Raw genomic sequence first — 14,974 nt, 5'->3', positions numbered from 1 at the left:
GATCAGCTCTGGGTGACCAGCAGAAACGTCAGGTAGGCAAGGTATGCGGCGACCATCGCACCGCCCTCGCCGCGGCTCACCCGGCGGCCCGTGACGAAGATCGGGATGCAGGCCAGCGCGACGGCCACCATGATCGGGATGTCGATGCGCACCAGGCTGGCCGGCATCACCAGGCCGTCGGTGGCAACCAGACAGGTGGCGCCGAGGATCAGCAGGATGTTGTAGATGCTGCTGCCCAGCAGGTTGCCGATGGCGATATCGCGGTTACCGCGCAAGGTGGAGACCACCGTCGTCACCAGCTCCGGCGCGGAGGTGCCGATCGCGACGACGGTCAGCCCGATCAGGGCGTCGGAGACCCCGAAGCTGCGCGCCATTCCCACCGCGCCGTCGACGAGCCAGTCCGCGCCGATCACCACGACCGCGATACCGGCCAGCATCATGCCGATATAGAGCGCGGTGGGCCGGGTTTTCACGACGAGGTCGCCGGGCTGCTCCGGGGCGTAGGCCTCGCCGTATTCGCCGACGACGGCGCGCGACTCGCGGCGGGTCATCTGGATGAGCGCCGCCGTGTAGACCACCGCCCCGGTCACCAGGATGATGCCGTCGACCCGGGACAAGGTGCCGTCCAGCGCGAGTACCAGCATCAGCACCGCCGCTCCGGCCATCACCGGGAGCTCGAAACGCAGCGTCCGCGTGGCCATCGTGAGCGGCAGAATCAGCGCGCTCAGGCCCAGGATGAGCAGCAGATTGACGACGTTGGTACCGGCGATGTTGCCGACCGCCAGCGCGCCGCTGCCCTCACTCGCCGCGACCACGCCGACGGCCAGTTCGGGCAGGCTGGTGCCGATCGACACCACGGTCAAGCCGATGACGATCGGGCTGATGCCGAGCCTTGCCGCGACCTCCGCGCCGCCACGGACCATCACCTCGGCCCCGAGAACCAGTGCGGCCAGGCCCAACAGGAACCAGCCCGCATCACTCCACATCGCGAAGAGCCTAGTGGACCCGCCGGTGTGTGAATCCTCGTCGGGGAAACGGCTCCGATGCCGACGGGTACGCACACAATCCGCCGCAAAGTCTCAGAGGTTCCACACACTGCCCGACGTGAGACTTGTTGAATGCAAGGTCCGTTCATCGACTGGGGCGCCGTCGCTGCCGGGACACTCACCGGGCACGCGCTCCGCACTCGGTATCGCCCCGTCTACCCGAGCATCCATCTGTGCCGGGATATCGAGCTCACCGCGGCGCTTCGGGCCGAGGCTGCGTGGCTGTGGTCGAAGAGGCGGGCAGTCATCGCGGGCAACTCAGCCGCCGCGCTGCACCGTGCGAAGTGGGTCGACGCGCGCAGTCCGGCCGAGCTGATCCATCACAACCGTCGACCGCCTGTTGGTATTCGCGTCTGGTCCGACGATATCGATGACGACGAGATCATCGATATTCGCGGTATGCGCGTGTGCAGGCCCGCCCGAGCCGCCTTCGATCTGGCCCGTCGGTATCCGTTGGACCGCGCGGTGGCCGCCATCGACGCTCTGGTCAATGCCACTCGACTCGACGTGCTCGACGTCGAGAAGCTGATGGCCGCTCACCCCGGCCGGCGGGGTATCCCGACGGCACGAAAGGCCCTGACACTTGTGGACGGCGGCTCGGAGTCCCCCCGCGAGACCTGGCTGCGCCTGCTCGTCGGTCGGGCCGGATACCCGCGCCCACAGACCCAGATTCGCGTTCGCGATCAGCACCACTACGAATTCGCGCGCATCGACCTGGGCTGGGAGGACCGGAAGATCGGTCTGGAGTACGAGGGAAAACACCACCAGACCGACCGATTCACCTATGAGCGCGATATCCGGCGGCTGGATGAGCTGTCGCGACTGGGCTGGATCATCATCCGCGTGACGGCCGCGGACACCGAAGACAGTGTCCTGATCCGTCTCGGCGACGCGTGGAGCCGCCGAGTGTGAATCCTCGTCGGGGAAACGGCTCCGATGCCGACGGGGACGCACACTCGATGAGATTTCGGGCCCGCGCGGGTCTACCCGGCATGAGCAATGACATCTGGCCGCTCGTGCACACCGAGCGCCACGCCCTCATCGCCGACCTGGAGGGCCTCACCGAGGAACAGTGGGCGCAGCCGTCGCTGTGCCCGGGGTGGACCGTGCACGATGTGGCCGCGCACCTCGTGGACGTCGCCGAGTCCACCCGCCTCGGCTTCGCGCGCGACATGGCCAGGGCGGGCTTCGATTTCGACCGGCAGAACGACCGCGGTATCGCACGCGCCAAAGGTGCGACGCCCACCCAGACCCTGCAGCGGCTGAGGCAGGCTGCCCCGAGGACCACCACCCCGCTCGCCCCGAAGGGCACCCGCATCGTCGAGGAAGTCGTGCACGGCGAGGACATCCGCCGCGCGCTGGGTCTGCACCGTGCCTATCCGCCCGAAGCGGTCGAATGGTCGCTGCGCCAGCAGATCCGCACCTCGACGAAGTTCGGCGGGGCCAAGGAACTCGCCGCCGGCCTCAGCCTCACAGCGACGGACCAAGACCTGAGGATCGGCACCGGCCGCGAGATACGCGGCACCGCAGTCGAATTGCTGCTGGCTTGCTCGGGCCGCAACAACCTGCTCGTGCGCTGACACGAAAAAGCCCCCGGGATGAATCCCGGGGGCTTTTCTCGAACTGAAGACTATCGGTAGGTCTTACCGGTAGTCCGAGTATCCGTAATCGTCCAGCGGCACCGCAGCACCGGTGCTCTGGCCGAAGTCCGGGCTGTAGTACTGATCCTCGTAGGACGGGATCGTGTACGCCGCAGCGCGGGCCTCTTCGGTCGGCTGCACCTGGATGTCCCGGTAACGGGCGATGCCGGTACCGGCCGGGATCAGCTTGCCGATGATCACGTTCTCCTTCAGACCCATCAGCTTGTCGCTGCGGCAGTTGATCGCCGCATCGGTCAGCACGCGAGTGGTCTCCTGGAACGACGCCGCCGACAGCCACGAATCCGTGGCCAGCGATGCCTTGGTGATACCCATCAGCACCGGACGGCCGGCCGCGGGCTCCAGGCCCTCGGCCACCACCCGACGGTTGGCGGTCTCGAACTCGGCACGCTCCGTCAGCGATCCGGGCAGGAACTCCGTGGCACCGGAATCGATGATCGTCACGCGGCGCAGCATCTGCCGCACGATGACCTCGATGTGCTTGTCGTGGATCGACACACCCTGAGCCCGGTAGACCTCCTGGACCTCCCGGACAAGGTGGATCTGCACCTCACGCGGGCCCTGCACACGCAGCACCTCGTGCGGATCGGCAGCACCTTCCATGAGCTGCTGACCCACGGTGACATGGTCACCGTCGGAGAGCAGACGCTCGGAACCGTCATCGTGCTTGAACACCTTCAGGCGCTGGCGACGGGTCAGCTTGTCGTAGACGACTTCCTCGCCACCATCGTCGGGAACGATGGTGATCTTGTAGAACTTGTCGGTCTCCTCCAGCTGCACCCGGCCGGTGACATCGGCGATCGGGGCACGGTTCTTCGGCACGCGGGCCTCGAACAGTTCCTGAACACGCGGCAGACCACCGACGATGTCGGCACCACCGGTGACACCACCCTGGTGGAAGGTACGCATGGTCAGCTGCGTGCCGGGCTCACCGATGGACTGCGCGGCGACGATACCGACGGCCTCGCCGATGTCGACGAGCTTGCCGGTGGCCATCGAACGGCCGTAGCACATCGCGCAGACGCCGGTGCCCGTGGTGCAGGTCAGCACGGAGCGGACCTTCACCTCGGTGATGCCGGCTGCCAGCAGCGCGTCGATGGCCGGGTCACCCAGGTCATGTCCACGCGCGACGACGACGTTGCCGCTTGCGTCCACCGCGTCGGTGGCCAGCGTGCGGGCGTATGCCGACGTCTCGATGTGCTGATCGCGGACCAGGCTGCCGTCGTCCTGCTTCTCAGCCAGGGTGACGTTGATACCGCGCTCGGTCTCACAGTCGGTCTCACGCACGATGACGTCCTGCGAGACGTCCACCAGACGACGGGTCAGGTAACCCGAGTCGGCGGTACGCAGCGCGGTGTCGGCCAGACCCTTACGGGCACCGTGGGTGTTGATGAAGTACTCCAGCACGGTCAGGCCCTCGCGGAACGAGGACTTGATCGGACGCGGGATGTACTCGCCCTTCGGGTTGGTCACCAGACCCTTCATGCCCGCGAGCGTGCGGGTCTGGGTCAGGTTGCCCGTGGCGCCGGACTTCACGATCGTGATGATCGGGTTGTCCTCGGGGTAGTACGACTCCAAGGCCTTACCGACCTCTTCGGTGGCCTGCTGCCAGATCTTCACCAGTTCGCCGTTGCGCTCGACATGGTTGAGCTTGCCGCGCTGGTACTGCTTCTCGATCGAGTCGGCTTCGCTCTCGTAGCGCTCCAGGATCTCCGCCTTCTGCGGCGGAACGAGCACGTCGGCCATCGAGACCGTCACACCCGAACGCGTCGCCCAGTGGAAACCGGCGTCCTTGAGCTTGTCCACCGTCTGCGCGACGACGATCATCGGGTAACGCTCGGCGAGATCGTTGATGATCGCGGCCTGCGCCTTCTTGAACATCTGCGCGTTGACGAACGGGTAGCCCTTGGGCAGCAGCTCGTTGAAGAGCACGCGACCCAGCGTGGTGTCGGCGATCCAGGCGTCTCCGTGGTGCCAGCCCTCGGGGAACAGCTGTGCCTCGACGTCGGCGGGCGGACGCTGGTTGGTCAGCCGCACCTTGATCTTGGCGCGCACGGACAGCACGCCACGGTCGAGGGCCATGATGGCCTCGGCCGGGGTGCTGTACACACCGGTCTCCGGGGTGTCCTTCCCGGGCGCCGTGTACTCGCCTGTGTCACCGGGGATTTCGGTGGTCAGGAAGTACAGGCCCGTCACCATGTCCAGACGCGGCATGGCCAGCGGACGGCCCGACGCAGGAGACAGGATGTTGTTCGAGGACAGCATCAGGATGCGGGCCTCGGCCTGCGCCTCCGCGGACAGCGGAAGGTGCACGGCCATCTGGTCACCGTCGAAGTCGGCGTTGAACGCCTCACAGACGAGCGGGTGCAGCTGGATGGCCTTGCCCTCCACCAGCTGCGGCTCGAAGGCCTGGATGCCCAGACGGTGCAGCGTGGGTGCGCGGTTCAGCAGCACGGGGTGCTCGGCGATGACCTCTTCGAGGACGTCCCACACCTGCGGACGCTGACGCTCGACCATGCGCTTGGCGCTCTTGATGTTCTGCGCGTGGTTCAGGTCGACCAGACGCTTCATCACGAACGGCTTGAACAGCTCGAGTGCCATCAGCTTCGGCAGGCCGCACTGGTGCAGCTTGAGCTGCGGGCCGACGACGATGACCGAACGGCCCGAGTAGTCGACGCGCTTGCCGAGCAGGTTCTGACGGAAGCGACCCTGCTTGCCCTTGAGCAGATCGGACAGCGACTTGAGCGGACGGTTGCCCGGTCCGGTGACCGGACGGCCGCGGCGGCCGTTGTCGAACAGCGCGTCCACCGACTCCTGAAGCATGCGCTTCTCGTTGTTGACGATGATCTCGGGCGCGCCGAGGTCGATCAGTCGCTTGAGCCGGTTGTTGCGGTTGATGACGCGGCGGTACAGGTCGTTGAGGTCGGAGGTCGCGAAGCGGCCACCGTCCAGCTGCACCATCGGGCGAAGCTCCGGCGGGATCACCGGCACGGCGTCGAGCACCATGCCCATCGGCGAGTTGCGGTTCATCTGGAACGCCGCAACGACCTTCAGCCGCTTCAGCGCACGCAGCTTCTTCTGGCCCTTGCCGTTCTTGATGGTGTCGCGCAGGCTCTCGGCCTCGGCGTCGATGTCGAAGGTCTCGATGAGCTTCTTGATCGACTCCGCGCCCATGGCGCCCTGGAAGTACTCGCCGTAGCGGTCGATGAGCTCGCGGTAGAGCACCTCGTCCACGATGAGCTGCTTGGGCGCCAGCTTGGTGAAGGTGGTCCAGATCTCGTCGAGACGCTCCAGCTCACGGCCGGCACGGTCACGCAGCTGGCGCATTTCGCGCTCGCCGCCGTCACGCACCTTGCGGCGCACGTCGGACTTGGCGCCGTCGCGCTCCAGCTCGGCCAGGTCGGCTTCGAGCTTCTGGGCCCGGGCCTCCAGGTCCGCGTCACGCTGATCCTCGACGGCCTTCTTCTCGACGACCATCTCGGCCTCGAGGGTCGAGAGCTCGTTGTGGCGCATCTCGGTGTCGACCGCGGTGATGACGTAGGCCGCGAAGTAGATGATCTTTTCCAGATCCTTCGGGGCCAGGTCCAGCAGGTAGCCCAAGCGCGACGGAACGCCCTTGAAGTACCAGATGTGCGTGACGGGTGCGGCCAGTTCGATATGGCCCATCCGCTCACGGCGCACCTTGGCACGGGTCACCTCGACGCCGCAGCGCTCGCAGATGATGCCCTTGAAGCGCACGCGCTTGTACTTGCCGCAGTAGCACTCCCAGTCGCGAGTAGGTCCGAAGATCTTCTCGCAGAACAGGCCGTCCTTCTCGGGCTTGAGCGTGCGGTAGTTGATGGTCTCCGGCTTCTTGACCTCGCCGAAGGACCAGTTGCGGATGTCGTCCGCGGTCGCGAGACCGATGCGGAGTTCATCGAAGAAGTTGACGTCTAGCACGTAACTCCCTTTCCCCTTGCGGGACTAGATAACTATCAGTTCAAACGGCGGAGGTTTAAGCGAGATCCTCGACAGAAGCAGATTCGTTGCGCGACAAGTTGATTCCCAGGTTCGCGGCAGCGCGCTCCAGGTCCTCGTCGTCACCGTCACGCATCTCGATCGCCGCACCGTCCGAGGACAGCACCTCGACGTTCAGGCAGAGCGACTGCAGCTCCTTGAGAAGCACCTTGAACGACTCCGGGATACCCGGCTCGGGGATGTTCTCGCCCTTGACGATGGCCTCGTACACCTTGACGCGACCGACGGTGTCGTCGGACTTGATCGTCAGCAGCTCCTGCAGCGTGTAGGCGGCGCCGTAGGCCTGCATGGCCCAGCACTCCATCTCGCCGAACCGCTGACCACCGAACTGCGCCTTACCACCGAGCGGCTGCTGGGTGATCATCGAGTACGGACCGGTCGAGCGGGCGTGGATCTTGTCGTCCACCAGGTGGTGCAGCTTCAGGATGTACATGTAGCCGACCGTGACCGGGTACGGGAACGGCTCGCCGGAACGCCCGTCGAACAGCTCTGCCTTACCCTGCGCGTTGACCATGACGTCGCCGTCGCGGTTGGGCAGCGTCGAGCCCAGCAGGCCCTCCAGCTCCCCTTCCTGGGCACCGTCGAACACCGGGGTGGCCACGATGCTGTCGGCCGGAGCGGACAGCATGCCCTCGGGCAGTTTGCCTGCCCACTCGGGTGAGCCCTCGATGTTCCAGCCGGCCTTGGCCACCCACCCGAGGTGGGTTTCCAGGATCTGGCCGATGTTCATACGACGCGGCACACCGTGGGTGTTCAGGATGATGTCCACCGGGGTGCCATCAGGCATGAACGGCATGTCCTCGATCGGCAGGATCTTGCCGATGACGCCCTTGTTGCCGTGGCGTCCGGCGAGCTTGTCGCCGTCGGAGATCTTGCGCTTCTGGGCCACGTAGACGCGGACCAGTTCGTTGACGCCGGCGGGCAGCTCGTCGTCATCCTCGCGCGAGAACACGCGGATGCCGATGACCTTGCCCGACTCACCGTGGGGCACCTTGAGCGACGTGTCGCGGACCTCGCGGGCCTTCTCACCGAAGATGGCACGCAGCAGACGCTCTTCCGGGGTCAGCTCGGTCTCACCCTTCGGGGTGACCTTGCCGACCAGGATGTCGCCGTCGCGGACCTCGGCGCCGATGCGGATGATGCCGCGCTCGTCGAGATCGGCCAGCACCTCATCGGAGACGTTCGGGATGTCCCGGGTGATCTCCTCGGCGCCCAGCTTGGTGTCGCGGGCATCGATCTCGTGCTCCTCGATGTGGATCGAGGTGAGCACGTCCTCTTCGACCAGACGGCTCGAGAGGATGATCGCGTCTTCGTAGTTGTGACCCTCCCACGGCATGACGGCGACGAGCAGGTTCTTGCCCAGCGCCATCTCACCGTTCTCGGTGCACGGCCCGTCGGCGAGAACCTGGCCGGCCTCGACACGCTGTCCGGTGTCCACGATCGGGCGCTGGTTGGCGCACGTGCCGTGGTTGGACCGGGCGAACTTGCGCATCCGGTAGGTCTGGCGCGAACCGTCGTCGGCCATCACGGTGATGTAGTCGGCCGAAACCTCTTCGATCACACCGGTCTTGTCGGCGACAACCACGTCACCGGCATCGATGGCGGCACGCAGTTCCATACCGGTACCGACCAACGGGGCCTCGCTGCGGACCAGCGGAACCGCCTGGCGCTGCATGTTGGCACCCATCAGGGCACGGTTGGCGTCGTCGTGCTCGAGGAACGGGATCATCGCCGTCGCGACCGACACCATCTGGCGCGGGGAGACGTCCATGTAGTCCACGTCCACGGCCGAGACGAACTCGACCTCGCCGCCCTTACGGCGGACCAGGATCTTCTCTTCGGTGAACCGGCCGTCGCCATCCAGCGGCGAGTTGGCCTGCGCCACGATGTGGCGGTCCTCCTCGTCGGCGGTCAGGTAGTCGATCTGGTCGGTGACCTGGCCGTCGACAACCTTGCGGTACGGCGTTTCGATGAAACCGAACGGGTTGACCCGTGCGTACACCGACAGCGAGCCGATCAGGCCGATGTTCGGGCCCTCAGGGGTCTCGATCGGGCACATCCGGCCGTAGTGGCTGGAGTGCACGTCGCGGACCTCAAGGCCGGCGCGCTCACGGGACAGACCACCGGGGCCCAGCGCCGACAGGCGGCGCTTGTGGGTCAGACCCGACAGCGGGTTGTTCTGGTCCATGAACTGCGACAGCTGGCTGGTTCCGAAGAACTCCTTGATCGCCGCCACGACGGGACGGATGTTGATCAGGGTCTGCGGGGTGATCGCCTCGACGTCCTGGGTGGTCATGCGCTCACGCACGACACGCTCCATACGCGACAGGCCGACCCGGATCTGGTTCTGGATCAGCTCGCCGACGGTACGCAGACGACGGTTACCGAAATGGTCGATGTCGTCGACCTCGACGGGTACCTCGACGCCACCGGGAGCGGTCATCGAGGTCTGGCCCTCGTGCAGACGCACCAGGTACTCGATCGTCGCGACGACGTCCTCTTCGGTCAGCGTCGAGTTGGTGATCGGCTGGCCGGCGTTCAGGCCCAGCTTCTTGTTGACCTTGTAGCGGCCGACGCGAGCCAGGTCGTAGCGCTTCTCCTTGAAGAACAGGTTCTCCAGCAGGGTCTGCGCGGACTCCTTGGTCGGCGGCTCGCCCGGGCGCAGCTTCCGGTAGATGTCCAGCAGCGCCTCATCGGTTCCGGCGGTGTTGTCCTTCTCCAGCGTGCCCATCATGATCTCGGAGAAGCCGAAGCGCTCCACGATCTGCTCGTTGGTCCAGCCGAGGGCCTTCAGCAGCACGGTGACCGGCTGGCGGCGCTTGCGGTCGATACGGACGCCGACGGTGTCGCGCTTGTCGACGTCGAACTCCAGCCATGCACCGCGGCCCGGGATGACCTTGACGCTGTGCAGGTCCTTCTCGGTGGCCTTGTCGATGGACGAATCGAAGTACACGCCCGGCGAACGGACCAGCTGGGACACCACGACACGCTCGGTGCCGTTGATGATGAAGGTGCCCTTTTCGGTCATCATCGGGAAGTCACCCATGAAGACCGTCTGGCTCTTGATCTCACCGGTGTTGTTGTTGATGAACTCGGCCGTGACGAACAGCGGAGCTGCGTACGTCATGTCCTTGTCTTTGCACTCGTCCACCGGCGCCTTGACTTCGTCGAAGCGCGGATCGGAGAAGCTCAACGACATCGAGCCGGAGAAGTCCTCGATCGGGGACAGTTCGGCAAGTACCTCTTCCAGGCCGCCGACCGGGTTCACGTCCCCGCGATCGACTGCCTTCGTACGCCACCGGTCCGAACCGACCAGCCACTCAAAAGAGTCGGTCTGAACGTCAAGTAGCCCCGGAACCTCAAGAGGCTCACGGAGCTTGGCGAAGGAAATTCGGTTCGGCGCTCCCGGAACGGAACTATTAGTGGAATCTGACTTGCTCTGGCTCGAGACTGCCAAGATGCACCCTTCCAGCTATATCTGCATCGGTTTGGCTGGCTCTCAAGCCCGAATCTTCGCCGGAACCATGGCACGCGTCTAGATCGCTGAGCAGGGCTCAGGCTAGGTCACGATGTCAGGTGCAGTGAAGGGTGGGCAGGATGCAGCCAGCGCAACGTCCAACAATAGCGCAAGACGGCGCATTCCTCAACCACCGCATGTAGGGGGCGAACCGGGCGCTGGCTGGCGACTCGATCTTGTTCAACCCCTCCTACATTGCTGCAAAACAGACTGGCCCGTTTGCCGCCCTTCGTCAAGAGATAGAGCCGTGTCGCCTGTGGAGTTTCTGCTCAGGAGCAGCGATTCAGCGCCATTCGGGGTCACTGCAGGGTCCGCGGCGCAGTTACCGCTGAATTGAGCGAGGAATTCCGTCGACTCGATCATCGCCTTCAGAATCCGGTCGAAGAAGGTCAGCCGCGGCGCCGGCCCGGGGATGACGTACGCCTGCGCCGGCCCCGCCGGGGTGGCGATGGTGATGGTCTCGCCCCGTTCGCCGTAATAGGCATCCGTGTGGGTGCCGTTGAACCAATCGGCGATCCAGGCCTGCGCCAGCTCCTGGACGGCGTCGACGTTGCGAGCCTTCGAGAAACCGCCGAGGAGACCGCCGACGAATTCGGCCAGCCCGTTGCTGGATCGCCACGCGTCGCTGTGGGTGCCACCGATCAGCTGCACGCCGACAAAACCCGGTCGGAGCTGGGCCAGCACCAAGTTCACGTCACCGTAGGTGTTCAGCGGCGCCGGGGCCCCGGCGATGAGGTGCACGGGGATGTCGAGCGGAACTCTGGCAATCCCACGTTCCACCGCACCGCCGACCGAGGAGGTGTCCAGTAGCAGCACACCGGCCAGGTTGTACACCTCGTCGGCGGGCGCCCGGACCGCGTAATAGCCGGCCGCGCCCGCCGCCAGCTGACCGCCGCCGGAGTGCCCGGCGATCACGAACCGCCGCGGCAGCGGTGCGGTCCAGCCCGCCGCGAGCGCGCTGGCAACAAGTGCGTTCCGGTCGCCGATGAACAGGTCTGCGACGGCGGCGTGCATCTGATCGTTTCCGAGCGCGCACCCGTCGCAGGCGAAGAAGTTCGTGGTGATCGAGGGCGCCACGACGATGGCGTTGTTGCGCACCGCCAGATCGGCCGCGGTGACGTTGTACAGCCCGGCACGGGCGAAGGCGCCGTGCTGCAGGTAGATGATCTTGTCCGGCTCGGTCTCGGTCGGGAAGTACCAGTCCGCGTCGACGGTGTAGCCGTTGCCGCAGTCGAGCTCAAGAGGTGTGCGGGCCAGTCGCACCGCTCGGCCGGGCGGGACCGCCGGCGGCCCCTCGAACAGTCGCACGAACCTGTCGAAAAGGCTGAAGAAGAAGGTGCCGACGATGTTGATCAGGGTCGGGCGGCCCGTCGCGGCGACCGCGGTGGGTGCCGGCTGCGCGGCTGCGGTTGCAGCCTCGGGTGCCTCGGCCACGGTGACTCGCGATGTCGCGGCGGACACCTGCGCGACCGCGGTGCGCGCCACCCGACGCTCGACCGGTCGGCTGGTCGCCGCGATGCGCTCCGGTTCCGCGGCCTCCTCGACCGGCTCGTCCTCCTCAGCCACTTGGTCGGCGAGACCGCCGGGAGTGGGCGCGTGATCGCGCACGCGTTCCACCGTCCGCAAGGTGGGTTTCGTGACGTCACTGTCGGGTTCGGCCTCGGGTTCCTCGGCGGGCTCGTCGTCCGGGGCCGTTGCCTCGTCGTCGGGCTCTGCCGGGTCGGGGCTCTCCGACTCCTGCGGTCCGGCTGAGTCCGGCGGTGCCGGCTTGCCTGCCTCGGAATCGGCTTCGGTGTCGGCGTACGCCACGCCGGCTGAGCTGATGAATGCCGTCGGCGCGATCACCACCCCGAATGCCAGTAACCCCGCGCCGATCCACCGTGAAATCGAAATCCCCATGACGACCTCCCCCGGTGCCAGATGTTAGCCCTGAGCACCGGGTACGACCGCGGTTTCGACGAATTGCCGGCCACCAAGGGCGTGACAGTGCATCCAGATCGTGTAAACCGCGCCATCGGCGCTCTGGACGCACCCTCGCCCCCGCGGGCAACAAAAAACCGCCCGGGCCGAGGCTCGGGCGGTTTTCTGCGTGCTGGACGTTCTACTGATTGGTGACCGGGATGGACGTCGTCGGGGCGTCGTCCTCGTGGTGGTGCGGGCGGGCCGGGACGTGACCGGGCTCGTGCGCCTGGTACTGGTGCGTGCCCTCCAGATCGTCGCGGATGGCTTCCTGGGCGGCCGGGGGCAGGGTGTGCAGGATCTCGCGCACCCGCGCCTGACGACGACCCACCGCCTTACGCTCAGGCATACCGGGAGTGGCCATCAGCTGCGGCGGCACACCCTCGATCTCCTCGACACCACCGTCATGCTGACCGGCCTCCATCATCGCCTGCTCGGCCGCTGCGGTGGCCTCGTCCTTCTCCTCCGACATACCGATCGGACCGATACGGCGACCGTTGAGGAACTGCTTGACCACCGGCTCCTCCGAGGTCAACAGCACCTCACGCGGGCCGAACATGACCAGCTTCTTGCGGAACAGCATGCCGATGTTGTCCGGCACGGTGCGGGCGATGTTGATGTTGTGCGTCACGATCAGCACGGTCGCATCGATCTGGGCGTTGATATCGATCAACAGCTGCGACAGATACGCGGTACGCACCGGATCCAGACCGGAGTCCGGCTCGTCGCACAGAATGATCTTCGGGTCCAAGACGAGAGCGCGGGCCAGGCCGGCGCGCTTGCGCATACCGCCGGAGATCTCACCGGGGAACTTGTGCCCGTCATTGGGCATACCGACGAGCTCGAGCTTTTCCATCACGATGTTGCGGATCTCGGACTCGGACTTCTTGGTGTGCTCGCGCAGCGGGAAGGCCGTGTTGTCATAGATGTTCATCGACCCGAACAGGGCGCCGTCCTGGAACAGCACACCGAACAGGGTGCGGATCTCGTAGAGCTCCTTGGCCGAGCACTCCAGGATGTTGGTGCCATCGATGACGATCGAGCCGCGCTCAGGCCGCAACAGGCCGATCAGCGACTTCAGAAACACCGACTTACCGGTACCGGACGGGCCCAGCAGCACGCTGACTTCACCCTCGGGAACCGTCAATGTGACGTCTTCCCAGATCTTCGACGACCCGAACGATTTACTCAGTCCAGTCACGTCGATTTGGACGCCCATACAGGTTCCTTCCGCTCACAGCCCCGCCGTGCCACCTGCTACACCCGCCTGTGGCTTGAGTCACTGTAACCTACACAGTTTTTCAGCAACGACGAACCGCACACTGAACAGCCCTGTAGACGACTGTGGGCCGGGTCGAATTCGACCCGGCCCACAGTGCGCAGAGAACTACTTGACGGTGACCGATGCGCCGGCAGCTTCGAGCTTTGCCTTGGCGTCGTCGGCGGCTTCCTTGTTGACCTTCTCCAGCAGCGGCTTCGGGGCGCTGTCGACGAGGTCCTTGGCCTCCTTGAGGCCCAGGCCGGAAACGATCTCGCGGACGACCTTGATGACGCCGATCTTCTTCTCGCCGGCACCCTCGAGGATGACGTCGAATTCGCTCTGCTCTTCGGCGGCCTCGGCAGGCGCGCCACCGGCGGCGGGGCCTGCGGCAACGGCGACGGGAGCGGCGGCGGTGACGTCGAAGGTCTCCTCGAACACCTTCACGAACTCAGAGAGCTCGAGCAGGGTCAGTTCCTTGAAGGCGTCGATGAGTTCTTCGGTGGACAGCTTGGCCATGGTGGTTCCTTATCTTTATGGGTTGTTGATGTGGTCTCAGGCGGCGGTTTCTTCGCCGGCCTTCTTCTCTTGCAGAGCTGCAGCCAGTCGTGCGACCTGGGACGCGGGCGCCACGAACAGCGCTGCGGCCTGGGACTGCTTCGCCTTGAGGGCACCGGCGACGCGCGACAACAGCACCTCGCGCGATTCCAGGTCGGCGATCCGCTCGACCTCGGACACGGACAGCGCACGGCCGTCCATGTAGCCGCCCTTGATGACGAGCGCCTTGTTGTCCTTGGCGAACTTCTTGATCGCCTTGGCGGCGTCGACGGGCTCACCGTTGATGAATGCGATGGCGGTCGGACCGGCGAACAGGTCATCGAGACCCTCGACTCCGGCCTCGGACGCCGCACGCTTCACCAAGGTGTTCTTGGCGACGGTGTAGGTCGTTCCGTCGCCCAGTGACCTGCGCAGCTCGGCAAGGTTGGTCACCGTCAGGCCGCGGTACTCGGTGACGACGGTGGCCGTCGCCTCCTTGAACTTCTCGGCGATGTCGGCGACCGCGGTGGCCTTTTCAGCCTTGGCCATGCTTGCCTCCTCGTGATGGTTGGGATGTCCACCAACCGACACGGGGCCGCACGTGCGCTGAAAGGCTTCGGAAAAGACGAACGCCCCGACACAGACAGGTCGGGGCGCGCAAGAATGCTCTACCTCGTCCTCCTGCGTGGGCCGCCCGGATGATCCGGGACCTTCAACCGATTGCTCGGTGACCGACGGTCTTCGGTGGAACCCGGAAAGAATAGCCTGCCGCAGCCCGATCGGCCAAAACGAGGCAGCTCGCGTGGAACCGCGTAGGTTCGGTCCGGGGGGACTGTTACCACGAGTGAGGAGCAGAACCGATGAGTCTGTACGCGGTAGTTGATCCGGCGACCGGTGATGTGGTGAAGGAGTATCCCACCGCGACCGATGAGCAGATCGAGGCGGCGGTGTCGGCGGCGGCTGCAGCGTTCACGGGGTGGTC

At 65.6% G+C, this 14,974-nt stretch carries 10 protein-coding genes; 3 read left to right on the top strand and 7 right to left on the bottom strand.

What is annotated here, in order from left to right; genetic code table 11:
* Positions 1–2 precede the first annotated feature (2 nt).
* Positions 3–986: a calcium/sodium antiporter gene (locus ASE48_RS10240; protein ID WP_057166978.1), complete on the bottom strand. Its 984-nt coding sequence runs from the start codon at positions 984–986 to the stop codon at positions 3–5.
* 132 nt (positions 987–1,118) lie between these two features.
* Here ASE48_RS10240 and ASE48_RS10235 point away from each other — a divergent pair, with 132 nt between their 5' ends.
* Both ASE48_RS10235 and ASE48_RS10230 read left to right on the top strand, forming a co-directional pair.
* On the top strand, positions 1,119–1,958 hold the full coding sequence (locus ASE48_RS10235; RefSeq protein WP_057166977.1) for a hypothetical protein: 840 nt from the start codon (positions 1,119–1,121) through the stop codon (positions 1,956–1,958).
* Between the two features lie 80 nt (positions 1,959–2,038).
* The gene (locus ASE48_RS10230) at positions 2,039–2,626 is read left to right on the top strand and encodes a maleylpyruvate isomerase family mycothiol-dependent enzyme (protein WP_057166976.1); all 588 of its coding nucleotides are present in this window, start codon (positions 2,039–2,041) and stop codon (positions 2,624–2,626) included.
* A 63-nt stretch (positions 2,627–2,689) separates the two neighbouring features.
* Here ASE48_RS10230 and ASE48_RS10225 read toward each other — a convergent pair whose 3' ends face one another.
* The 6 genes from ASE48_RS10225 to rplJ all read right to left on the bottom strand — a co-directional run bounded on the left by ASE48_RS10225 (position 2,690) and on the right by rplJ (position 14,541).
* Complete coding sequence (locus ASE48_RS10225; protein WP_057166975.1) at positions 2,690–6,643, bottom strand: DNA-directed RNA polymerase subunit beta'; 3,954 nt, start codon at positions 6,641–6,643, stop codon at positions 2,690–2,692.
* A 55-nt stretch (positions 6,644–6,698) separates the two neighbouring features.
* The gene (gene rpoB / locus ASE48_RS10220) at positions 6,699–10,193 is read right to left on the bottom strand and encodes a DNA-directed RNA polymerase subunit beta (RefSeq protein ID WP_156409140.1); all 3,495 of its coding nucleotides are present in this window, start codon (positions 10,191–10,193) and stop codon (positions 6,699–6,701) included.
* A gap of 225 nt (positions 10,194–10,418) precedes the next feature.
* Complete coding sequence (locus ASE48_RS10215; RefSeq protein WP_057166973.1) at positions 10,419–12,137, bottom strand: hypothetical protein; 1,719 nt, start codon at positions 12,135–12,137, stop codon at positions 10,419–10,421.
* 202 nt (positions 12,138–12,339) lie between these two features.
* Positions 12,340–13,416, bottom strand: a complete 1,077-nt coding sequence (locus ASE48_RS10210; protein ID WP_057166972.1) for an ABC transporter ATP-binding protein — start codon at positions 13,414–13,416, stop codon at positions 12,340–12,342.
* A gap of 168 nt (positions 13,417–13,584) precedes the next feature.
* Positions 13,585–13,974: a 50S ribosomal protein L7/L12 gene (gene rplL, locus ASE48_RS10205; RefSeq protein ID WP_057166971.1), complete on the bottom strand. Its 390-nt coding sequence runs from the start codon at positions 13,972–13,974 to the stop codon at positions 13,585–13,587.
* A gap of 36 nt (positions 13,975–14,010) precedes the next feature.
* A complete protein-coding gene (gene rplJ, locus ASE48_RS10200; RefSeq protein WP_057166970.1) occupies positions 14,011–14,541 on the bottom strand; it encodes a 50S ribosomal protein L10 in 531 nt (176 codons plus the stop codon).
* A gap of 311 nt (positions 14,542–14,852) precedes the next feature.
* Here rplJ and ASE48_RS32650 point away from each other — a divergent pair.
* Positions 14,853–14,974: aldehyde dehydrogenase family protein (locus tag ASE48_RS32650; RefSeq protein WP_156409139.1), on the top strand; the 122-nt coding region annotated here is incomplete at its 3' end.

The organism is Mycobacterium sp. Root265 (genome assembly GCF_001428895.1).
GTDB lineage: Bacteria > Actinomycetota > Actinomycetes > Mycobacteriales > Mycobacteriaceae > Mycobacterium.
The sequence above is the reverse complement of the archived record's forward strand: the minus strand, read 5'-3'. Positions and strand labels throughout refer to the sequence as shown.

Coding starts and splice junctions, on each gene's coding strand:
- rplJ (WP_057166970.1), bottom strand. CDS start 14,541: ATGGCCAAGGCTGAAAAGGCCACCGCGGTCGCCGACATCGCCGAGAAG.
- ASE48_RS10230 (WP_057166976.1), top strand. CDS start 2,039: ATGAGCAATGACATCTGGCCGCTCGTGCACACCGAGCGCCACGCCCTC.
- ASE48_RS10240 (WP_057166978.1), bottom strand. CDS start 986: ATGTGGAGTGATGCGGGCTGGTTCCTGTTGGGCCTGGCCGCACTGGTT.
- ASE48_RS10210 (WP_057166972.1), bottom strand. CDS start 13,416: ATGGGCGTCCAAATCGACGTGACTGGACTGAGTAAATCGTTCGGGTCG.
- ASE48_RS10235 (WP_057166977.1), top strand. CDS start 1,119: ATGCAAGGTCCGTTCATCGACTGGGGCGCCGTCGCTGCCGGGACACTC.
- ASE48_RS10215 (WP_057166973.1), bottom strand. CDS start 12,137: ATGGGGATTTCGATTTCACGGTGGATCGGCGCGGGGTTACTGGCATTC.
- rplL (WP_057166971.1), bottom strand. CDS start 13,974: ATGGCCAAGCTGTCCACCGAAGAACTCATCGACGCCTTCAAGGAACTG.